General features: G+C 67.3%; 19 protein-coding genes and 1 tRNA gene. 10 read left to right on the top strand and 10 right to left on the bottom strand.

Annotated features, from left to right (window positions below):
- Window positions 1-407 precede the first annotated feature (407 nt).
- The 8 genes from Ari01nite_RS06735 to Ari01nite_RS06700 all read left to right on the top strand — a co-directional run bounded on the left by Ari01nite_RS06735 (window position 408) and on the right by Ari01nite_RS06700 (window position 7,653).
- A complete protein-coding gene (locus tag Ari01nite_RS06735; RefSeq protein WP_203780342.1) occupies window positions 408-1,856 on the top strand; it encodes an APC family permease in 1,449 nt (482 codons plus the stop codon).
- Entirely contained in the window at window positions 1,828-2,850 is a 1,023-nt protein-coding gene (locus Ari01nite_RS06730) for an acetamidase/formamidase family protein (RefSeq protein ID WP_203780163.1), read from the top strand. The genes Ari01nite_RS06735 and Ari01nite_RS06730 overlap by 29 nt, the downstream gene beginning before the upstream one ends.
- Window positions 2,850-3,554, top strand: coding sequence for a GPP34 family phosphoprotein (locus tag Ari01nite_RS06725; protein WP_203780162.1), 705 nt, complete (start codon window positions 2,850-2,852; stop codon window positions 3,552-3,554). Before Ari01nite_RS06730 ends, Ari01nite_RS06725 begins: the two co-directional genes overlap by 1 nt.
- Window positions 3,555-3,582: 28 nt before the next feature.
- On the top strand, window positions 3,583-4,425 hold the full coding sequence (locus Ari01nite_RS06720) for an SAM-dependent methyltransferase (protein ID WP_203780161.1): 843 nt from the start codon (window positions 3,583-3,585) through the stop codon (window positions 4,423-4,425).
- Window positions 4,426-4,446: 21 nt separating this feature from the next.
- The gene (locus Ari01nite_RS06715) at window positions 4,447-4,638 is read left to right on the top strand and encodes a hypothetical protein (RefSeq protein WP_203780160.1); all 192 of its coding nucleotides are present in this window, start codon (window positions 4,447-4,449) and stop codon (window positions 4,636-4,638) included.
- A 97-nt stretch (window positions 4,639-4,735) separates the two neighbouring features.
- A complete protein-coding gene (locus Ari01nite_RS06710; RefSeq protein ID WP_203780159.1) occupies window positions 4,736-5,035 on the top strand; it encodes a hypothetical protein in 300 nt (99 codons plus the stop codon).
- A gap of 105 nt (window positions 5,036-5,140) precedes the next feature.
- Window positions 5,141-6,043, top strand: a complete 903-nt coding sequence (locus tag Ari01nite_RS06705) for a S1 family peptidase (RefSeq protein WP_275410825.1) — start codon at window positions 5,141-5,143, stop codon at window positions 6,041-6,043.
- 164 nt (window positions 6,044-6,207) lie between these two features.
- The gene (locus Ari01nite_RS06700) at window positions 6,208-7,653 is read left to right on the top strand and encodes a UDP-N-acetylmuramate--L-alanine ligase (RefSeq protein WP_203780157.1); all 1,446 of its coding nucleotides are present in this window, start codon (window positions 6,208-6,210) and stop codon (window positions 7,651-7,653) included.
- An 82-nt stretch (window positions 7,654-7,735) separates the two neighbouring features.
- Here Ari01nite_RS06700 and Ari01nite_RS06695 read toward each other — a convergent pair whose 3' ends face one another.
- Together Ari01nite_RS06695 and Ari01nite_RS06690 are read right to left on the bottom strand one after the other, a co-directional pair.
- A complete protein-coding gene (locus Ari01nite_RS06695; RefSeq protein ID WP_275410824.1) occupies window positions 7,736-9,115 on the bottom strand; it encodes a UDP-N-acetylmuramoyl-tripeptide--D-alanyl-D-alanine ligase in 1,380 nt (459 codons plus the stop codon).
- Window positions 9,116-9,575: 460 nt separating this feature from the next.
- On the bottom strand, window positions 9,576-10,097 hold the full coding sequence (locus Ari01nite_RS06690) for a hypothetical protein (RefSeq protein WP_203780155.1): 522 nt from the start codon (window positions 10,095-10,097) through the stop codon (window positions 9,576-9,578).
- Between the two features lie 576 nt (window positions 10,098-10,673).
- On the opposite strand from Ari01nite_RS06690, the gene Ari01nite_RS06685 reads away from it, so the two are divergent.
- Entirely contained in the window at window positions 10,674-10,871 is a 198-nt protein-coding gene (locus Ari01nite_RS06685; protein WP_203780154.1) for a hypothetical protein, read from the top strand.
- A 698-nt stretch (window positions 10,872-11,569) separates the two neighbouring features.
- Here the strand turns inward: Ari01nite_RS06685 and Ari01nite_RS06680 are convergent.
- The 8 genes from Ari01nite_RS06680 to Ari01nite_RS06645 all read right to left on the bottom strand — a co-directional run bounded on the left by Ari01nite_RS06680 (window position 11,570) and on the right by Ari01nite_RS06645 (window position 18,140).
- On the bottom strand, window positions 11,570-11,800 hold the full coding sequence (locus Ari01nite_RS06680) for a hypothetical protein (protein ID WP_203780153.1): 231 nt from the start codon (window positions 11,798-11,800) through the stop codon (window positions 11,570-11,572).
- Window positions 11,801-12,120: 320 nt separating this feature from the next.
- Window positions 12,121-13,413 carry a ThiF family adenylyltransferase gene (locus Ari01nite_RS06675; RefSeq protein WP_203780152.1) on the bottom strand — a complete coding sequence of 431 codons (1,293 nt, stop codon included), beginning with the start codon at window positions 13,411-13,413 and terminating at the stop codon, window positions 12,121-12,123.
- On the bottom strand, window positions 13,410-13,952 hold the full coding sequence (locus Ari01nite_RS06670) for a hypothetical protein (protein WP_203780151.1): 543 nt from the start codon (window positions 13,950-13,952) through the stop codon (window positions 13,410-13,412). Before Ari01nite_RS06670 ends, Ari01nite_RS06675 begins: the two co-directional genes overlap by 4 nt.
- Before the next feature lie 23 nt (window positions 13,953-13,975).
- Window positions 13,976-14,950 carry a nucleotidyltransferase family protein gene (locus Ari01nite_RS06665; RefSeq protein ID WP_203780150.1) on the bottom strand — a complete coding sequence of 325 codons (975 nt, stop codon included), beginning with the start codon at window positions 14,948-14,950 and terminating at the stop codon, window positions 13,976-13,978.
- A 159-nt stretch (window positions 14,951-15,109) separates the two neighbouring features.
- Complete coding sequence (locus Ari01nite_RS06660; RefSeq protein ID WP_203780149.1) at window positions 15,110-16,264, bottom strand: SAVED domain-containing protein; 1,155 nt, start codon at window positions 16,262-16,264, stop codon at window positions 15,110-15,112.
- A gap of 262 nt (window positions 16,265-16,526) precedes the next feature.
- Window positions 16,527-16,598: transfer RNA gene (locus Ari01nite_RS06655), tRNA-Arg, on the bottom strand.
- 55 nt (window positions 16,599-16,653) lie between these two features.
- Window positions 16,654-17,316: a DUF305 domain-containing protein gene (locus Ari01nite_RS06650; protein WP_203780148.1), complete on the bottom strand. Its 663-nt coding sequence runs from the start codon at window positions 17,314-17,316 to the stop codon at window positions 16,654-16,656.
- A 2-nt stretch (window positions 17,317-17,318) separates the two neighbouring features.
- Window positions 17,319-18,140: a thioredoxin-like domain-containing protein gene (locus Ari01nite_RS06645; RefSeq protein WP_203780147.1), complete on the bottom strand. Its 822-nt coding sequence runs from the start codon at window positions 18,138-18,140 to the stop codon at window positions 17,319-17,321.
- Window positions 18,141-18,226: 86 nt separating this feature from the next.
- Here Ari01nite_RS06645 and argS point away from each other — a divergent pair, with 86 nt between their 5' ends.
- The gene (gene argS / locus Ari01nite_RS06640; RefSeq protein ID WP_203780146.1) at window positions 18,227-19,891 is read left to right on the top strand and encodes an arginine--tRNA ligase; all 1,665 of its coding nucleotides are present in this window, start codon (window positions 18,227-18,229) and stop codon (window positions 19,889-19,891) included.

The following is a 19,891-nucleotide window of genomic DNA, read 5'->3' as shown; positions in this document are numbered from 1 at the left end:
TAGGACCGCCGCCGGCGCGGCGAGCCGCTGCCTCACTCGCTTAGATCATGGCCTTAACGGCCCGGACCCTCAACCATAAGGCCGATCGAAATTCGTACAAGCACACCCCGTGGCCGTCGTGGACCAGCGGGTGACACCGAACTGTGTCACTTCTGGGGCGATCGGCTGACCACACTCCTCTGTATTGAACCGGGCTGTCGCAGCCGGAAGATCCAAAGCTCCTCGCCTGCCGTTCCCTGCCCCCGATGCGGTGCGGCGGGCGAGGCGTCAACGGCCCGACCGCGCGGACCGCGTGCCACATCTCCGCGGTAGGGCGTGGGCTGGGGCGTGCCGCCTGACACGTGTTGTACGCCCAGCCCACCTTCCCCTTATTGCTGATTTCCCTCGATAGGAAGGCAGTCCCCCTGATGACTGCGGTCGGCCGCCTCGATGATGTTCGACGTTTGGAGCAGTACGGCTATAAGCCGGAGCTGAGACGCACGCTGAGCTTCGGTGATTTGTTGATCTACGGCTTGATTTACATGGTGGTGATCGCGCCGTTCGGGATCTTCGGGTCGGTGTTCCAGGCGTCGGCGGGGATGGTGGTGCTGGCGTACGCGGTCGGGGTGGTCGCGATGCTGGTGACTGCGTCGTCGTACGGGGTGATGGTCAGGGCGTATCCGACGGCTGGCTCGGTGTATGCGTACGCCGGCCGCGCGATCGCGCCGTGGGTGGGCTTTTTGGCGGGGTGGACGATCCTGCTGGACTACATCCTGGTTCCTGGGCTGTTGTCGCTGGTCGCGGCGGCGAGCATGACAGCGGTGCTGCCCGGGGTTCCGGTGTGGGCGTGGATTGTGATCTTCGTGGTGGTCAACGCCGGGCTGAACCTGCGGGGGATCAAGACGACCCGACGGTTGAACAAGGCGTTCCTGGTCGGTGCGCTAGCCGTGCTGGGGCTCTATCTGATTGCGGGCCTGCTGGCGTTGATGTCGGGGGCCGGGCGAGGGTTCTCCTGGGCGCCGGTCTTCGACAGTAGCCAGTTCCAGCTCGGGCTGATCGCGGCGGCGGTGTCGGTGGGAATGCTGTCGTTTCTCGGGTTTGACGCGTTGTCGACGATGGCCGAGGACGCGAAGGGCGGCGCGCGGCAGGTGTCCCGGGCGCAGATCGCCGCGCTCGGTGTGACCGGGGTGCTGTTCATGGCGCAGACGTTCGTCGCCGCGCTGCTGGTCGAGGACCCGGCCAAGCTGATCGCCGAGGGTGACCCGGCTGGCACGGCGTTCTACGACACGGCCCGGGTCGCGGCGGGTCCGTGGTTGGCCACGTTGACGGCGTTGGCGACGGCGCTGGCGTGGGGGTTGGCGAACAACATGGTCGCGCAGGTCGGCACGTCCCGGCTGTTGTATGCGATGGCTCGCGACGGCCAGCTTCCCGCGTTTTTGGCGAGGGTGTCGCCGATGCGGTCGGTGCCGACCAACGGCATCCTGCTCACCGCGGCTGTGTCGCTGGGCCTGGGCCTGTTGATGGCGGCGCGCGAGGACGGGATCAGCCTGATGGCGAGCCTGGTCAACTTCGGCGCGATCCTCAGCTTCATCGTGGTGCACCTGTCGGTGCTGGCTCGCAACCTTCGCCCGCAACAGCGGCGGGTGGCGGGGGTGTTCCGGTCGTGGGTGCTGCCGGTGATAGGTATCGCGATCCTGGTGGTGGTGATCGTGAACGCAAACATCCTTGCGCAGAAGCTCGGGTTCGCCTGGCTGTGCCTGGGCGTCGTCGTGCTCGGGCTGATGGTCGCTACCGGCCGTCGGCCCCGCCTGGCGGGTATGGACGACAGCCAGCCCGGCCCGGTTACCGATGCTGTGGTGGCAGGTCACCGTGGCTGAGTCGAGGTTCATCGACGCCACTGATGCGACTGTTGGGTACACGTTCGGTCGCCGTGACCCGGTCGCTGTGATCGAACCGTATGAGCTGGTTCGGCTGCGCACGTGGGACTGTTTCGCCGGGAAAGTCGCCAGCACCGACGACCTGCCCAGCAAGGTGTGCCAGTTCCCGTACCTGAACCCGGTCACCGGGCCGCTGTACGTGGACGGTGCACGGCCCGGCGACACCCTCGCGGTGCACGTGGTCGAGCTGACGCCGGCCGCCGATGTCGGGTTCTCGTCGACGTTCCCGCACTTCGGCGCGCTGACCGGCACAGCGACCACGGCCATGCTGCATCCGGCGCTGGAAGAGCGGGTCTGGCAGTACACCATCGACCACCAGCGCGGCACGGTCCGCTACACGGCGCGCTCGTGTGCGTTCGAGGTGGACCTGCCGTTGCAGCCGATGCTCGGCACCGTCGGTGTGGCACCGGCCGGCGGTGAAGTCCGCGCGTCGATCGTGCCGGGGGTGCACGGCGGGAACCTGGACATGCCCCAGTTGCGGGCCGGGACCACCGTGTATCTGCCGGTGGGTGTCGAAGGTGCCTTGTTGGCGGTCGGTGACGGGCACGCCCGGCAGGGCGATGGGGAGTTGTGCGGGGTCGCGGTCGAGGTGCCGATGCACGTGACCTTGGTCGTCGATGTCCTGTCCGAGGTGTCTACGCCGGTGCCGCGGTTGGAGACCGACGCGCAGTTCATGTCGATCGGTGTGGCCCGGCCTCTGGAAGACAGCTACCGGGCCGCTCACCTCGACCTCGTGCGGCAGCTGGTCCAGTTGACCGGCCTGGATGAGTTGGACGCCTACCAGCTGGTCTCGCAGGCCGGTAGCGCGTATGTCGGCAATGTCGTCGACGCCGACTACACCATCGCCGCCGCGATCGACAAGGCGCTGATTGCGCCGGTGTTGCCCTACCACGGCGCCCACAAGGTGCTCCGCGCGATCCGGGGAGGAGACTGATGCGGCCCGGGATTACCGGCGTCCGCGACCAGCTGTGGTTGCTGGCCCACGACGAACGCTACACACCCTTGCGCCTGATGATCGATGTGCGTGCGTTGAACATCGGCTTGGTCGCCGCGACCCTGACGGACCTGCTGCTGGCCGACCGGATCCACATCGCAGCGGGCCGCATCTACATCACCGATGAGAGCCGTGAGCTGGTGCCCGACCCGGTTGGCGCGGCCATCCAGATCGCTATCGGGGCAGCGCATGCGCCGTTGCTGACCAGCGTCCTGCGGGGGGCTCGCGCTGACTGGTACGGCGACGAGCCCAACCCGTACCAGGAGGTGTACCAGCGCACCCGGGCCGTGCTGATCGCGGCCGGCCACCTGCGTGAAGAACGCCGCCGGCTACGGTCGAGCTGCTATCACCTGAGGAACCAGGAACTCATCTCCACGATCCGTGGCCGGCTCAACCACCGCCTCGTCTACCTCGACCGGCCAGCCGATGCGACCACGGACTGTCTGTGTGCTCTCATCCTGAGTTTGCGTCTGCACGGCAGCCTGATGACCCCGTACGACGCCGCGGAGATCGAACACATCCTGAGCGGCATCACCAACAGCATCCCGCTTCGCGCTGGAAAAGAATCGCCGCTTCTCGCTGTCCCCGACCTGGCCCAGGCCGTCAGCGACACCATCGGCGACCTCGCCACCGCCCCGTTCTAGCCGGCACCCGACTCACCTGGACGCGATCATGACCAGCGACGACCTTCTTGCCCGGCTCGACACCGCCACGCCGCATCCGGCCCGCCGGTATGACTACTGGCTGGGCGGTAAGGACAACTTCGAGGCGGACCGGCAGTCCGGCGACGCGATCGCCCAACGCTGGCCGCACATCGTGACCGCTGCTCGTGAGAATCGGGCCTTCCTGAGGCGCGCTGTCGAGTATTGCGCCAGGCGGCACGGTATCCGCCAGTTCCTCGACATCGGCACCGGCCTGCCCACCGTGAACAACACCCACGAGGTCGCGCAACAGGTCGACCCGGAAAGCCGCATCGTCTACGTCGACAACGACCCGCTGGTACTTGTCCATGCCAGGGCCTTGCTGACCAGCACGCGAGAAGGCGTCACCGACTACATCGATGCCGACCTGCGCCACCCCGGCACCATCCTCGCGCACCCCACGCTGACCAAAACCCTCGACCTGAGCCGGCCGGTGGCTTTGATGCTGGTCGCCGTTCTGCACTTCATCCCCGAACACGACGACCCGTACACCATCGTCGACACGCTGAAGAACGCACTCGCGCCGGGCAGCATGATCGCGCTCTCCCACGGCAGTTACGACCTCGTCCCGCGCCGGAACGTCAACGCGCTGACCAGCGGCAACTATCCCGGCAAGGATCAGTTCCACGCCCGCACCCGCCAACAGGTGCGCCGATTCTTCGACGGCTGGGATCTATGCCAGCCGCGCTCAGACGGCAGGGAACGGCGCCAGCCGCAGCTGGATGTCATCAGCAAATGGGGCCGCTCCTGGAGAGACGCGAAACCTCCCGCGAAGCAGGTCTCGATGTGGGGTGGCGTCGCCAGCAAGCCATGACCAACAAGCAGGGGGACCGGAATGCTGCGCAACGCCCTCTTCACGACCGCAGCCCGCGAGCCGAACGTCGACGTGGGTGTGGTGATCAACGGCGTCTACGCCGAGGTCGAGGGCGTGCACTTCGATCCCGATCGCGGCTGCATCGTCCTGGAGCTGGACGAGGAAGCCCTGGCCAGGGCAATCGGCGGCCGCGTGGACGAGCGCCCTGGATGAAGGAGCCGACCAACGCTTCCTTGCGTACGACAACGGCGGTGATCTTGATTCGACCTGAATCCCATCCGGCACTATCTCCTGTGGAGGGGCACCCGGCATGACCACACCCGTAAACGGAGCTGACGGCGGCGCCCCCGAGCGGGGACGCAAACGCCCATCGCCCGCGGTGGTCGAGGCTGCGAAGGCCGACTACGCGCGAGCGAAAGACCAGCTAGAAGAGTTCACCGGCAAGGTCCGGGATCTGCTCGCTGCCGGTTGGACTGACTTCGAAGCCGTCGCAGAGGTGTACGGCACTATGCGCACGCAGCCGGGCACCCAAATGACCCTGCTCAGCGCCGTCGCCCTCGTACGGCTCGCGAAGACCCCCACGCCATCACTGGGTGAACTCACTGAGTAACGCGTGGCACCGGATCGCCCAGACGAACGCTGACGATCCACCCCTCAGGCAACCCGACACACCACCCGTGTCGGGCCGTGCAATCTCACGCATCGAAAGGTATCGATGAAACTCCTCAGACGATCAACGATCGCCGTGGCCGGCATTCTCGGCACGCTTCTCCTGGGGGCTGCCCCTGCCCTCGCGATCGTTGGCGGGCAAGAAGCGACGCGCTCGTATCCGGGAATGACCGCGGTGGCGGTGGACTACCCGGGACTGGGCATCCTCAAGTGCGGTGGCAGCCTGATCACCCCCAGGTACCTGCTCACTGCCGCCCACTGCGTGTCCGACTTCACCGTTGAGCCGACCGTGGTGCCCGTGGCCCCGGAGCGGATCACGGTACGGATCAACTCGCGCAACCGGCTCAGCGGCGGGCAAGAGGCGGTCGGCGCGACGGTGCTGATCCATCCGGACTGGGCCTGGCTCCAGCCCACCGGCCAGCCGATCGCCGACATCGCGCTCGTCAAGCTGGACCGGGCTGTCGCCGGGCCGCTGATGCCGCTGTCCTGGGCGCGCAGCGCTCGGAGCGGGCCGAGCCGGCTCATCGGGTGGGGACTCCCGGAATTCCCGGTGCCGGCCGGCACCGAGCTGCCCGAGATGCTGCGCCAGCGCGACGTCACCGTGCTGCCCGACGAGGACTGCGCCGGCGGCCTGATCAGCGCGGGAGAGATCTGCACCAGCCCCGGCGCGTGCTTCGGCGACTCGGGCGGCCCGGCGCTGCAATGGCTGAGCCTTACCGACCGCCGCACCAAGCAGTTCAAGTCGGTCGGCGTCGCCAGCCGCGAGACCAGCGGGACCAACCCGTGCGGATCGCCGATCATCTACACCGTTCCCGCGTTCTACATGCGGTGGATCGTCACGACGATCGTCTCCGGCACGGTCGCGCCGAGTAGGCACGTCCGGACGTTTTCCGCGCAGGCGACGACTCCCGCCGACGAGTTCACCTTCCTCATGAAGCCGACTCCATAGCGAGCAACACCCTGTGAGCCCCGGTCCAGCTGCTGCGCGCTGCCCGACCGCCCCCGTTCGACGCAGGGTGCGGCGGCTGGACCGGCACACGATTTCGGCCGTTCACCGACCTCCCAACAGGGTCGGCGGCGATACATCCAGTCCGGTTCAACGAGAGGAACGTCATGGGTGACACCGTCACTGGTAACCCCACACTGCACCCGTACTCCGGCCCGATCGACCTGACCCGACCGTACTTCGTCGGCGCGGGCGGTACCGCCATGTCCGCCCTGGCCCAGCTCTGCCAGGCCACCGGCAGCACCGTCGTCAGCGGCAGCGACGCCACCGACTCCGACCGCCTGGCCCGGCTGCGCGATCTCGGCTGCCGTGTCACGGTCGGCCACGAGCAGGCCGCGGTCGAGGGCGCGAGCTGCGTCGTCTACACGACGGTCACCGCGCACACCAGCGAGGTGGCCGCGGCCCGCGTGGCGGGCATCCCGGTCGTGCACCGCGCGCAGGTGCTCCAGGAGATCAGCAAGGACCGGCGGCTGATCGCGGTGGCCGGCACGCACGGCAAGTCCACCACCACCGCGATGATTGCGACCGCGCTGACCGCGCTCGGCGAGGATCCGTCGTACCTGATCGGCGCGGACCTCGACCGGCCGGGCTCCGGCGCCCGTCACGGTAAGGGCGACCTGATCGTGGCGGAGGCGGACGAGTCCGACCACTCGTTGCTGTTCCTGCACCCGCAGGTCGCGGTGGTGACCCGCATTGCGCACGATCACCCGGAGAACTTCGGCGGCCTCGACGACCACTTGGACGCCTACACCCTGTTCGCCGGTGGTCTGCGGGCCGGCGGTGTGCTCGTCGTCGACGCGGACGACCCGACCAGTGCCCGGCTCGCCGAGCGGATCGGCAAGCTGCGGCCGGACGTCAGCGTGGTGACCTTCGGCAACACGCACGCGGCGACGGTGCGGATCGAGTCGATCGAACGGCACGGCTGGTCGACCAAGGTCATGGTCACCACGCCCGGCGATGTGCCGGTGGTGCTGCGGGCGAACACGCCCGGCCTGCACCACGCCCGGGACGCGGTCGCCGCGCTGACCGCACTGGTAAGCGTCGGCGTGAGCGCGGTCGACGCCGCCGAAGCCCTCTCGCAGTTCACTGGGGTGCAGCGTCGCTTCACCACCATCGGGGAAGCCGGCGGCGTCACGGTGGTGGACTGCTACGCCCACCACACCAACGAGATCGCCGCGGACCTGGAGGCGGCTGGCGCGGTCGCGGGCGAGCACCGCGTCATCGCGGTCTGCCAACCCTCCGGCTATCCCCGGGTGCGAGCGTTCGGCGGCGAGATCGGCCGGGCGTTGGCCGACGGCGCCGACTACGCGGTCCTGCTTCCCGTGCACGGCGGCGACCCGATTCCCGGGGTGTCCCAGACGGTCCTCGGCGACGCCGTCGCCGAGGACGGCGGCCAGGTCCGTTTCGCCGATCTCGGCAACGCCGCCGAGGTGGTCACCGGGCTGGCCCGGCCCGGGGACATCGTCGTGCTCCTGGGCACCGGCACCGTCACGGACCTGGCAGAACCGATCCTGCGTCAGGTCGCGCAGGGCGCCATGACCTCGGTCCGATAGTCGTGGGCCGTCCACGGCCATATTCCCTCTGAAACGCGACGGGTGCCCGCGGTCTGCGGGCACCCGTCGTGCATGCGCAGCTTCAGGCGGGCGTGGCCGCCAACTCGGCGGCGACCGCCATCAGGCCAACGCTGTTGGAACCCTTCAGCAGCACCACATCATCAGCACGGACATGCTCAGCCAACGCGGCCCGCGCGGCGGCACTATCCGGCACGTGCAGCGCCGCCACACCACAACGGGCGGCAGTCTCGGCAAGCAGGCCGGCGTCGTCGTTACCCACCGCCAACAGCCAGTCCACGCCGACCTCGGCAACCTTCTCGCCCACCACACGATGGTCAGCGGCCGACGAGTCGCCCAGCTCGTTCATCTGCCCCAGGACGGCAATCTTGCGGCGCCGGCCCGCAGCCAGCCCATCAAGCGCGTTCAACGCGGCAACCATCGACACCAAGCTGGCGTTGTATGCGTCATTGATGACGGTGACACCGTCACGGCCCTCGACCACCTCCATACGGCCCTTCGACACAGCCTCGGCCGCGCTGAGCGCGTCGGCGACGAAGGCCACGTCGGTGGTGAAATGCATGGTGGCCGCCGCAGCCGCAAGGGCGTTCGGGACCAGGTGCGCGCCGTGCAGGCGCAGCGACACCGGCGCCGACCCGTGCGGGCTGTGCAGCATGAACGAGGCCCGACCCACAGCGTCCAAGGTGACGCCCTCGGCCCGGACCGTGGCCTCGGGGCTCAGGCCGAACGTGACCACCCGTGCCTTCGTGCGGTTCGCCATCGCCGCAACCAGCGGATCATCCGCGTTGAGCACGGCGGTGCCCTCGGCGGCCAGCGTTTCCACCATTTCGCCCTTGGCCAGCGCGATGTTCTCCCGCGAGCCGAACTCGCCCAGGTGAGCGGTGCCCACGGTGAGCACCACGCCCACATCCGGCCGCACCAGTGAGGTCAGGTACGCGATGTCGCCCACATGTCGGGCACCCATCTCGAGGACCAGGTATTCAGTGCCCGGAACCAGCCGGGAGACGTTCTCTGGCATACCGGACTCGCTGTTGCGGTTACCGGGCGGCGCCGTCGTCGGCCCCAGCCGCGCGAGCACCTGACCGAGCAGATCCTTGGTCGTGGTCTTGCCCACCGACCCGGTCACCCCCACCACGCCCAAGCCCGGCAGCCGGGACACGATCGCGGTGGCCAGCCGGCCGTACGCCTTAAGCGGGTCATCAACCACGATCGCCGGCACACCGAGCGGACGGGCAGACAACACCACCGTCGCCCCAGCCGCGATGGCCTGCCGGGCGAAGTCATGACCATCGACCCGAGCCCCGGCCAAAGCCACGAACAGGCTGCCGGGCTCGACAGTGCGCGAGTCGAACGTGCACAGCCCTGTCACCCGGGCCTGCGGGTTGGCGTCGTGCAGGGCGCCGCCAACTTCGGCGGCGATTTCAGCGAGAGTCAAAGGCAGCACCCTGGCACGTTACCGCCATCCCACGCGGGGCAGACCGGGGGCATGACGCCGCCAGGCCGCGAAACGCCTGGTTAATCGGATCTTGGTTTGGGACGTGTTCCCGTTGATCTCAGCCGGTTTGGGCGCCACCACCAGCGTCCGAGGGTAGGAAAGCGGCGTGGACCGCCGTGGATGAGGTGCGCTCCGTCCGTAAGCGATCCCACTTCCCCTCCCGATGACCAGCAAGCAGGAAATCGATCCGGCCATCGCCTTCTTCTCCCGGCCGACCCCTCCGAGACCGCAGCCCCGGGGCGGGGTCGCCGCTCCGGGGCCATAGTCGAAAGACGTGCCGTCGTGGTGTCCTGCACCAGGAACACGGTGGTGTTCCTGATGCAGACAACCACGACGTCGATGCATTGTTTCTCCCGGAAGTGCCCCGTTCTGGCTGATCAGCCACCTGAAGCCGGATCCCGGGTCGCGCTCAGCGGCTACGAGGCCGCTTATTCTTACCCCGCGCGTTGATCCGCTTCTCGAACTTGCGCTGGTCCAGAGCGCCGCTGGAGGTGTGGTGGGGGGTGCGCCGACGCAGGTTGACCACCGGCGGCTTGTTGGGGTCGTACGCCTTCTCCATCTTCAGCAGCTTGTGGGCGAACCACCCGGCCGAGCCCAGGACGAACATCGAGAAGATGGCCACCCCCAACAGGGTCCAGCCGGCGTACGGGCTCTGGCTCATCTTGTACGCGAAGAACATACTGCCGCCGACCAGCGCCATCGCCAGCAACGGAATGAACACGTAGCTCGAGAGCTTGAGGCTGACGGCGTAGGTGACGTCACCCAGACCGACCTCAACGGACGCGTGTTCGGAGGGAGTCCCCTCGATCTCGGTGAAGTCGTGGAACTCCTGCGCGGCAGCGCCGCCACCGGGCTCGCCATTGGGCCCGGGCCCCGGCGCGGCTGCTCCCGGACCTTCGTCGCCCGGGTCGCCGGGGGTGAACTCCGCCATGGTCGGGGGGTCCTTTCTGTCGGTGATCGGCGCCTCGCGCCTGAGTACACCGGGAACCGTATCCGGACATCGCACAGTCGGACGAAAGACTGTTATGTAGCTCACACACCTCTAGTAAGCGGATATCCGTACAGATCCTGTGTGATGCACATCACAAATTGTGTCACGACCTAACAAATGCACCTCCGCCTTCGTTTGACGGACGGTGCGGAACGATGGCAAAGTCACTCTCAGTATAGATTGTCTGCATTATCCGTACTGAGAGTTACAACGAGAACTCGGGGGTAGTCATACGTTAACCACCTTCCTTGGATGGCCACAAGGGTCGCAACGTACATGAGTTGGAAGTATGGTTGCCGTATCGCTGACTCACATCTGCGGTACGAACAACCCTCACCCCATCACCCCTCACCCCCGCAGATGTCCGGATCGGAAGGAGTTTCAGTGAACACCCGCCCTCTTGAAGCAGTTGAAACAGTGGCCGGCGCCGACATTGACGACGCGCCTGGGCTGCCGCCCCAAGCCTCTCCTGAACCCCCGGCTCCCCGGCCCGGTCCGGGTCGACGCCGTGGTCCGGTGAAGATCACCGTCAACTTGCTGGCACGAGTCATGGACAAGCTCGAAGAGATCACCGACTGGACTGGCGAATCCAAGACGGACGCGATCAACCGCGCGATCCAGCTCTACGGGCTATACCAGGACGCCGTTCGCAAGGGCGAGACGTTCCGCCTCGTCAGCGCTGACGGCACTCAGCGAGACGTACACATCCTCTGAATCGTCACAAGGATGCCCGCTGAGTCAATTGAGGACCCGGGCCACCTCAAAGATCTCGGATGATCCAGCCGGAGCCTACTCATGGCCCTCACCAGGGTAAAGACCGGTGCTGCGAGCACCGAGTTGAAGGAAGGGTAGAACCAATCGGCCGCCCATCCGACGTCGCCAGTTGATCGCTACCAACCTTAGGTAGACGTTCACTAGCCGTGGATAGAACCAAGCTGCCGATGCCCGTGGCACCGGAATCTCCATTCCGCCGGCACACCGAGATCGTGTGACGGCTGCTACACGGCCGAAAGATCACGCCTGATCGCCAACGGCGCCTTGGAGAAACCTCGCTTTTCGCACCCACGAAGGATGACCTCATGAGCAAGGGAAGGCCCATGAGGTTGCCAGGTCGCTGAGGGCGTCCTGGCCACCTAGCCGGGATGCCCTCAGTGCTCGGCCTGTGCCGCCGGCAGCCACGCAAGCGCTCGGCTGACCTTCAACCAATCAGCGCGAGAGGATCCGAATGACCTGTCGACACGCCGCACTTAATCACCCCCACTGTGGGGGTTACTTCCTCGGCCTCGGTGTAGTCTTGCCGTGTTGCGTCGATAGCTGGTAACGACTACAGACGACGGTCGGAAGGCATCGGCGCCGTGGATAACGGAGGAGCTCGGTGAGGGCGGCTACCCTCACCGAGCTCAAAGTGGGCCTTACCGGCGATGCTCGCGGAAGAGATCAATGCCGACCAGCCCAGCCGCAGCGAGGGCCTTGGCGATCCAAGTGATCAAGCTGAGGCCCTCGTCCCATGATGCTGCCGGGATCGGCGGTACTAGCATGATCAGCCCAAGTCCTGTCCGGATCACCGACCACATCAGTTCGGTGCGGCGGCTAGGAGGCGGGACTTGCTGCAGTTCCTTGCATTGCTGTAATTCAGGCTTCATGCGGGCCTTCCAGTAAGGCCTCGGGCCGAAGGGGGCACCGCGGGATGCGAGCCCTCATTGGCTTCAGTCCGATGACCCCCGAAGCCATCGGTACGGCCTTCAGGAACCGGATGTCGCGCTGAACGAGCAACCCACTCACGTTATGTGATCGACTTGTGAGACCGCGCTCGACACGCCGAAACGAAAGAGTGCACGCAGACGCAACTCCGAACTTCGCGTACTGAGCATGACGCCCAGCTTGTCGTAGCGGGTGGCCAGTCCACGCCAGTTGTTTGCGCCGGTTGAAGCCGCGTTCAATGCGCGGACGCGCAGCTTCCAAACTAGCCAGAGGGTGCGCAAGTGGAACAACCCAGTTTCGGCGGTGCTACGGGCGTCCATCGAGTTTGGCCGGTGAAGCCTAAATCGAACGGACCCGTCCATCCTCTGCGGGCCTGTAGCCCGACCGTAAGGGTCTCACCCGGAAGGCGGTGTTCGAAGTGGCCCGCCGCCTCCAGCACCGTTGCGACGGTGATCTTGGCCGCTAGATCTCCGACGAGGGCCAGGTCGGAGCCGACCGCGGTCATCGGGCGATGCAAGGTACCGGTGCCGTACGCGGCCTCTAGTTCGGGTTCCGGGTCGAGTACGCCGGTGTCGATGAGGGCCTGTCGGCGGCAGAGGAGGCAGCCGTGGTCGAGCCAGGGTCGGAGACGGATGATCTCGCCGATGCCGCCGTCAGCTAGCACGCAGCCGAGAACTGCGGGTCGGTGCGCCCGGCGGGAGAGGTGGCTGACGGTTCGTCGGGCGCCGACCCCGTCGGCACAGCACAGCACGATGTCGGTGTCTGCCAGGAGACCACGTACGTGGTCGGCGTGTTCGACGACGTCGAGGCGGTGTGCTTCCAGTGCGGTGTGTGGATAACAGTCGGCGAGAAATGCGTGCATCGCGTCGGCCTTGTACTGCCCGACGTATTGCTCGGGGAGGACGTGGCGGACGAGGTTGTGCCACATCAGCCGGTCAGGGTCGAGGAGCCGTAGCCGACCGATGCCGTACCCGGCGAGGGCGCGGGCGGCTGCACCGCCGATGCTGCCGACCCCGATCAGTAGTGTCGTGACTTTCGCCAGGTCGTCCACTGGCCAGTAGCGGCGGATCTGGTCGAGCCCGACCGTCTCCGGTTCGGTTTCTACCCGCACCGGTTCGGCGCCCCGCCGGGTGACGAACCAGCCGGCGAACACCGGGATGGGTACTTCGGTGTACGGCGTGACGGCGGCGTCCGGCGCGTAGGTCAGGACGATGTAGCCCGTGTTGCCAGGATCTTTCAAGGCGACGGGGACCATGTCTTTGAAGGCGTCGAACGTGGTCATCGCCGCGTGTCGTCGGGCCATCTCGTACCAGGCGAGGTGGAGGTCGACCGGGACCGTGCACCAGAGTCCCTCGCCGCCTGGGTCGGCGTTGTTCAACGGGTGACGCCTGGGACGCAAATTGGTCTGGAACCCCGATGTTCCGTTGTGGACGAAGCTGATGACCGTGAGGTTGTCACGAGGAGCACGACGGAAACGGATGGTGCCGCGGGTGCCGGGCGACGCGAGGAGATGGCGGGCGCCCTCGTGCGGGAGCAGGATGAGGGGTCCGATCATGCGGCGTCCGCTATCGGGTCTGGCGGTGTGCTGCTGGCGTTCGACATACCGGTGCGGGTGATCAAGGCGTCGTGGCCGCTATCACTGACAATGCCGTTGAGGGTCATCCCGTCGATAGCGCCAGCCTTGACGAGGGCGTACTCGATGCGCCAGGCGGCGGCCTTGACGATAAGATCGCAGATCGAGTCGTTCGGGTTCCAGGCTGTCTCGCTCTGGAACAGGCACAAGCTTCCGTCGCCCAGCACGTGCCAGCGGTGTTGCGTGCACTCGAGGGGCTCCGGGCGCGGATCAACCGGGTAGATCCGGGGGGCCACCATGGGATACGCCTGTCGGTACACGATGACGACAACCATTCCCGACCCCCCGAGCAGTTCGGTCAGGCCCGGCGGCTGGGGCCGGTCGAGGGGCCACATCGGCAGGCGGCCCTCCCACCGGCCAGCGCCCTCGGCCACCCAGCGGAGATCAGGAAATCGGGCGGCCACTTCCTCCTGGTCCTGGGCGAAGCGGTGCGGCTCGGCCTCCCACCAGTTGATCGGCACGACGCTGTGACGGTCCGGCACGGTCAGCCCTGCGGAGCATCCCGAATGCGGCGTGGTGCCACCGCCGGGACGATCAGCGCCGGTCCGGCGCTGGCCTTGCCCTTCGGAGCCGGGAAGTCGCTGCCGAACACATCACGCCACAGGCGCTTGGCATCATCCGTGTACCCCTGCTCGGCCGCCTCACACGCCTGATCGGCCAGATCCGCGGCGTCGGACAGCGAGTTGCGCAGGCCGACGTAGTCAAGATCCCGCTGGATCTCCCCGCAGTGCCCGGCCGGGTCCTCGACGGGGCCATCGCCGACGGCGACGGCGGCGGCGGTGAAGAACCGCTTCAGGGCCTCCGGCCGTGAGTACCCGGTCGGCAGGTGGTGAAGGGCGAGCACCTCCATCACCAGCTTCTTGACCTTGTCCTCGACCTCGGCCCGCCGCGTCCACCACCGGAGAACGCGGATCATGCGTAGGTAGAAGTCCCACTTCGCGCTCTGCTTCGCGATCTCCTGTACCAGGTACATCGGGTCGGCCGGCACCCACAGACGGGAACTCTTCTCGGGGATCAGCAGCGCCCCGTTGTGCCGCAGCGCCGGCATCGAGTCGACCGTGAAGCCGTCCTTGTCCCCGGGCAGGTCGATGAAGCACTTCACCGCGTGGTCGCGAGGGCTGGCGAGGCGGACGAGCTTCTCCACGGTGCCGTGCGTCGCGCCGAGCAGCTTGTTGACCTTTCCGCCCAGCACATCCAGCGCCTCACCGGCCGAGTCGCCGGCCTGTCCCCACTCCGGGTGCTCGTCCGACTCGAAGATCACCACGAGGTCAAGATCGTGAATCTTCGGCCCGATGTGCGTGCTGCGTCGCAGCGACCCGGAGCCCCAGACCTCGGCGACGTCTGCCTCGCCGCCCAGGGCCGCCTTGAACGTGTCGCGGCGGGTGCGTGCCTCCTTGACCTGCTCCGGGTCAGCGTCGACCTTTTCCTGGAAGGCGTCGAACGCCTCGTTCAACGTCACAGAATCCCCCTCATGCCATGCGATGGCACCACCGGTCACCAGGTCGTGGGCGCACCACGATCCGGCCCTTCCTGACCTGTGGGCTACCTCTTCGCCTCAAGGGTAGGCCGAGGGTACGACAGTTTCTCCGGTCCGACCGCTGGCTCGATCGCCTCCAGCTCAGGGAGCTGAAGGCGGTGGGAACGGTTCGTAGGAACTGGTCGAGGTGTCGAACGTGAACGCGGTCCACTTGTTCTTCTCGGGCGCGGCGAGCCGCGCGCCCAAGGCCACTGCGATCGCTACCGGGCCGCTGAGGAAGATGGCGTGTTGGCCGGTCCTGGCCGCAGCGGGCAGCGCAGCCGTACGCCAGGCGTGGCAAGTCTGCTCCACGACGCCGTTGAACGTCTTGCCGTCCTCCGCTAGGCGGGGCGTGAAGGTGCGCAGCCGCAACAGGTACCCGATCCGGTGCTGACGGCAGGCCGCCAGGACTTGGTCGGTGAACTGGTCTCCAAAGCCCTGGAGATCCAGCGCGAGCGCGACCTTGGACGGGTCGCCGCCGTCGACCGCTTCCAGCCGCTCCACGTTCAACGGCGTCACGTTCGACTCCACTGCGCGCAAGGATGTGGCCGGGAAGTACGGGGGTGCCCCGTCCGCTTGGCGGATCGCGTGCACCGCAACCTCCCGGGCGTGGGTATGCCCCAATCGAGCCCCGAACCAGAACGCCACATTCAACGGCATCGTCGGAATCAGGTTGATCCGGGCTGCGTCCGGAGTCAGGCGTTCGGCCATCATCGTCGCCACGAGAGTCTCGTCGGCCAGCAGATCCACCAGGTGCCGATCTTGAGACCCGTCGCCGGACAATTCGACGTCCGTTTTCAGTGTGACTGTGGATGTATCCCGGCTGAACGTCTCCGCCTGCTGATCGAGCTGACGCGCCCGCGCCAAGCCTCGCCGCGCGTCCATCGCGGTGACCACGATGCCCACCCGCACACGACGTCGGGCACGACCCCGGAGCCGGAAACCCAACACAACGAGCGCCACCCCAACCGCACAGCCCAGGAAGAACCACCACCGCCCGGCGGCCTCATCGGTCATCAGGGACTTGAGCGCCTCGATACCGAAGCCGCCCGCGACTACACCACCAACCGTGATCGCCGCTGTCCCGTCGAGAAACGCCTCCCAGAAACCGCTTGCGCCGCGTCCCGCGTTTCCGGATCCCACGACCGTCAGCCGCGGCGAGGCACCTACTTGCTGCGTCACATCAACCAATCCATTCGGCCCGAACACGTGGTCAAGATCAAGCGCTCGATCCTCGACGCCACGGAGATCGGTCACTGTACGTAACGAATGCTGTCGAGAGCCGGGGGTGTCCGACCCACGAAGGCGACTACGAGCCTCAAACCTGGAATACAGGCCGTGGGGTCGTTGGACGGCCGGCACCGACCCATCCGCCGCAAAAGGTAACCGAGACCCCCCTTGACGCGATGCGAGGCCCGGACACAGTCAGGGCCTCGCATCATTCGTCTAGGTGATCGCGAAGGAGGCTCCTACTATGAGGAGTCGATCAGCAACGCTACGTTGTTGCAGTTCTGTGACGTGCCCCCGGCAGGATTCGAACCTGCGCTTTCGCCTCCGGAGGGCGACGCTCTATCCCCTGAGCTACGGGGGCTCAGTGGTTCAGAAGCCTAGCAGGCCCCGTTTGCGCGCCGCCAACCGGTTCCCGTTCAGGCTGTTTGCAGCTTCTTGAGCAGCATGTCGATCAGGTTTATCTCGCCCTGCTGGGCGGTGACCATGGTGCCGGCCAGCCAGGTGACGTTTTTGTCGTCGGACAGCTTGAGGATTTCCTGGGCCATGTGGATGCCGCCCAGGTGGTGCTGGCGCATCAGGGTCAGGAACTCGACGTCCAAGGGCTTGCCGGTCATCGCGCGCAGCGCCGTCATCTGTTCGGGGGTCGCCATGCCGGGCATCAGGCCGTTGACGATGGAGCCCTCGGCGTCGGGCATCCAGGCCATCGGCTCCTGGGAGCTGGTCGGGCTCAGGTTCCAGTCGCGCAGCCAGGCCTGCATGTAGCCGATCTGGGCGTGCTGGGTGAGGGCGATGTCGCTGGACAGCGAAATGATCTCGGGTGTGGTCGAGGCGCTGTGGGCGATCATCGACATCTCGACGGCCTGGGCGTGGTGGGTCGACATGTCGCGCAGGAAGCCGGCCTCGGGCGACGTGTCGCCGGGCTTGAGGAACTGCGGGATCACCAGGCCGACGCCGATGCCCAGCAGGAGGCCCAGCGCGAGGGTGAGGGCGAGCCACACCGGGCCGCGGTGGCCGCGGCCCGGTGCGTTGCCGTTGACCGGTGGGGCGGCCGTAGCCGCCTCGCCAGGGTCGGTGGACACGGTCACTGCGGGGTGGCTCCGGCGCCGGGCGGCGCGGCGGCCAGCGGGCCCGTGGTGGTGTTGCCGCTGGAGCAGGGCGCGCCGGGCTCCTTGGAGGCGACCATGCGGGTGTCCTTGATGAACTGGTCGATCCGCGCGTCGTTCACGTCGTCGGTCTTGAGCTGGTAGCCCCAGACCTGGACCGAGACGCTCTTGTCGAGGCCCGCGTACGGCGACATGAGCATGAACTCGGTGCCCTGGACCTTCTTGGCGAGGACCGCGACCTGGTCGGCGGGGAGGCCCTGCTTGTAGGTCACCCAGACGGCGCCGTGCTCGAGGCTGTGCACCGCGTGCTCGTTGGCGATCGGCTCGGTGTAGACGTCGCCCATGCAGTTCTGCCAGCGGTTGTTGTGCGCGCCGCCGACCGGGGGCGTGGTCGCGTACTGCTGTGGGCCCTCTTTGTGCTGTTGCGAGTCGATCGCCGGGTTTTTCTGTGCGCGGTAGTTGACCACGCCCTGAATCTCGGCGACCTTGTCGGTCCAGTCGCGCGAACCGCGCACGACGCTGTAGGTGCCGAAGCCGATGATCAGGATGGCGACCAGGGAAACCCCGCCGATCATCGCGATCGGGCCCCAGCTGCGGCTGCCGGCGACCTTGACCGGCGTGACCGGCTTGCGGCCCTTGCCGCCGCCCTTACCAGCGCCGGGCTTGGCGCCGCCTTTGGGGCCGCTGGACTTGGCGCCGGCGGCCTTTGCCGGGCCGGCGGGCGGTTTGCCCTGGCCGGACGTCTTATCGACCTTGACCGTTGACGGGACCCGCTCGGGACCCGGCGTACTCATGCTCATCGTGCCTCGTCGATTCGTTCAGAAGCGGAAGGGCGGGGCTCGGGTGGCCGCCGAGTGCGAAAGTCTACCCCCGATAGCATGGCCGGGTGACTCCCGCCAACCTTGCTGCCACTGTTCTCTCAGCTGCTCGTGCCGTGTTCGAGACCCGCGGCCTCGACGCGTCCGCGCTGCCCGAGACCGCGACCGTGGAGCGCCCGCGCAACCCTGAGCATGGTGACTACGCCTCCACGCTAGCCCTTCAGCTGGGTAAAAAGGCCGGGGTTGCGCCACGCGAGCTGGCCGGGGCGCTCGCCGAGGAGCTGGGCCGGCAGCCGGGGATCAAGTCGGTGGAGATCGCCGGGCCGGGCTTCCTGAACATCCGGCTCGACGCGGCCGCCGCCGGTGTGTTGGCCCGCGACATCGTCCTGGCAGGTGAGTCGTACGGGCACGGCGAGACCCTGCGCGGCGAGCGGATCAACCTGGAGTTCGTCTCGGCCAACCCGACCGGGCCGGTGCACATCGGCGGGGTCCGGTGGGCCGCGGTCGGCGACGCGCTGTCCCGGCTGCTGCGCGCGGCCGGTGCCGAGGTCGGCACGGAGTACTACTTCAACGACGCCGGGTCCCAGATCGACCGGTTCGCGAAATCGCTGTACGCCAGCGCCAAGGGCGAGCCGGCCCCCGAGGACGGCTACGGCGGCGCGTACATCGCCGAGATCGCCGCCGCGGTGCAGGCCGCCGCCCCGGACGCGCTCCAGCTGGGCGAGGAGGCCGCGCTCGAGACGTTCCGCCGGGTCGGCGTCGAGCTGATGTTCGCCGAGATCAAGCAGTCGCTGACCGAGTTCGGGGTCCGGTTCGACACCTACTTCAACGAGAAGGACCTGCACGACCGGGGCGAGCTCGACGAGGCGCTCGGCAAGCTGCGCGAGCAGGGGCACGTCTTCGAGGCGGACGGCGCGACCTGGCTGCGCACCACCGACTTCGGCGACGACAAGGACCGGGTGCTGCGCAAGTCGGACGGCGACTGGACCTACTTCGCCGCCGACTGCGCCTACTACCTCGACAAGCGCAAGCGCGGCTTCGGCCGGGTCGTGATCATGCTGGGCGCCGACCACCACGGCTACATCGGCCGGATGAAGGCGATGGCCGCGTGCTTCGGCGACGACCCGGACCAGAACCTCGAGATCCTGATCGGCCAGCTGGTCAACCTCGTCCGCGACGGCGAGCCGGTGCGGATGAGCAAGCGGGCCGGCACCGTGGTGACGCTCGAGGACTTCGTCGACGCGCTGGGCGTGGACGCCAGCCGGTACGCGCTGGCCCGGTACTCGTCCGACTCGCCGATCAACCTGGACATCGCGGTCTGGACCAAGGCCGGCAACGACAACCCGGTCTACTACGTGCAGTACGTCGCCGCGCGCACCGCGAACGTGGCCCGCAACGCCGCCGACGTGGGGCTGACCCGGGGCGAGGCGGCCGCCTTCCAGCCCGCGCTGCTCGTCCACGAGAAGGAGAACGAGCTGCTCAAAGCGCTCGGCGAGTATCCGGACGTGGTGGCTCGGTCGGCGCAGCTCCGGGAGCCGCACCACATCGCGCGCTACCTCGAAGAGGTCGCCGGGGCCTACCACCGGTTCTACGACAGGTGCCAGGTGGTGCCGAAGGGCGACGAGCCGATCACCGATCTGTCGGTCGCGCGGCTGTGGCTGAACGACGCCACCCGACAGGTGATTGCCAACGGTTTGGGCCTACTGGGGGTCTCGGCCCCCGAAAGGATGTAG

The organism is Paractinoplanes rishiriensis, from assembly GCF_016862375.1.
In the GTDB taxonomy this organism is placed as follows: Bacteria; Actinomycetota; Actinomycetes; order Mycobacteriales; family Micromonosporaceae; genus Actinoplanes; species Actinoplanes rishiriensis.
The sequence above is the reverse complement of the archived record's forward strand: the minus strand, read 5'-3'. Positions and strand labels throughout refer to the sequence as shown.

Bases quoted from the DNA above. Each gene is read 5' to 3' on its own strand.
- Ari01nite_RS06675 (WP_203780152.1), bottom strand. From the start codon at position 13,413: ATGATCGGACCCCTCATCCTGCTCCCGCACGAGGGCGCCCGCCATCTC.
- Ari01nite_RS06725 (WP_203780162.1), top strand. From the start codon at position 2,850: ATGCGGCCCGGGATTACCGGCGTCCGCGACCAGCTGTGGTTGCTGGCC.
- Ari01nite_RS06705 (WP_275410825.1), top strand. From the start codon at position 5,141: ATGAAACTCCTCAGACGATCAACGATCGCCGTGGCCGGCATTCTCGGC.
- Ari01nite_RS06730 (WP_203780163.1), top strand. From the start codon at position 1,828: ATGCTGTGGTGGCAGGTCACCGTGGCTGAGTCGAGGTTCATCGACGCC.
- Ari01nite_RS06710 (WP_203780159.1), top strand. From the start codon at position 4,736: ATGACCACACCCGTAAACGGAGCTGACGGCGGCGCCCCCGAGCGGGGA.
- Ari01nite_RS06715 (WP_203780160.1), top strand. From the start codon at position 4,447: ATGCTGCGCAACGCCCTCTTCACGACCGCAGCCCGCGAGCCGAACGTC.
- Ari01nite_RS06690 (WP_203780155.1), bottom strand. From the start codon at position 10,097: ATGGCGGAGTTCACCCCCGGCGACCCGGGCGACGAAGGTCCGGGAGCA.
- Ari01nite_RS06735 (WP_203780342.1), top strand. From the start codon at position 408: ATGACTGCGGTCGGCCGCCTCGATGATGTTCGACGTTTGGAGCAGTAC.
- Ari01nite_RS06680 (WP_203780153.1), bottom strand. From the start codon at position 11,800: ATGAAGCCTGAATTACAGCAATGCAAGGAACTGCAGCAAGTCCCGCCT.
- Ari01nite_RS06645 (WP_203780147.1), bottom strand. From the start codon at position 18,140: ATGAGCATGAGTACGCCGGGTCCCGAGCGGGTCCCGTCAACGGTCAAG.
- Ari01nite_RS06700 (WP_203780157.1), top strand. From the start codon at position 6,208: ATGGGTGACACCGTCACTGGTAACCCCACACTGCACCCGTACTCCGGC.
- Ari01nite_RS06720 (WP_203780161.1), top strand. From the start codon at position 3,583: ATGACCAGCGACGACCTTCTTGCCCGGCTCGACACCGCCACGCCGCAT.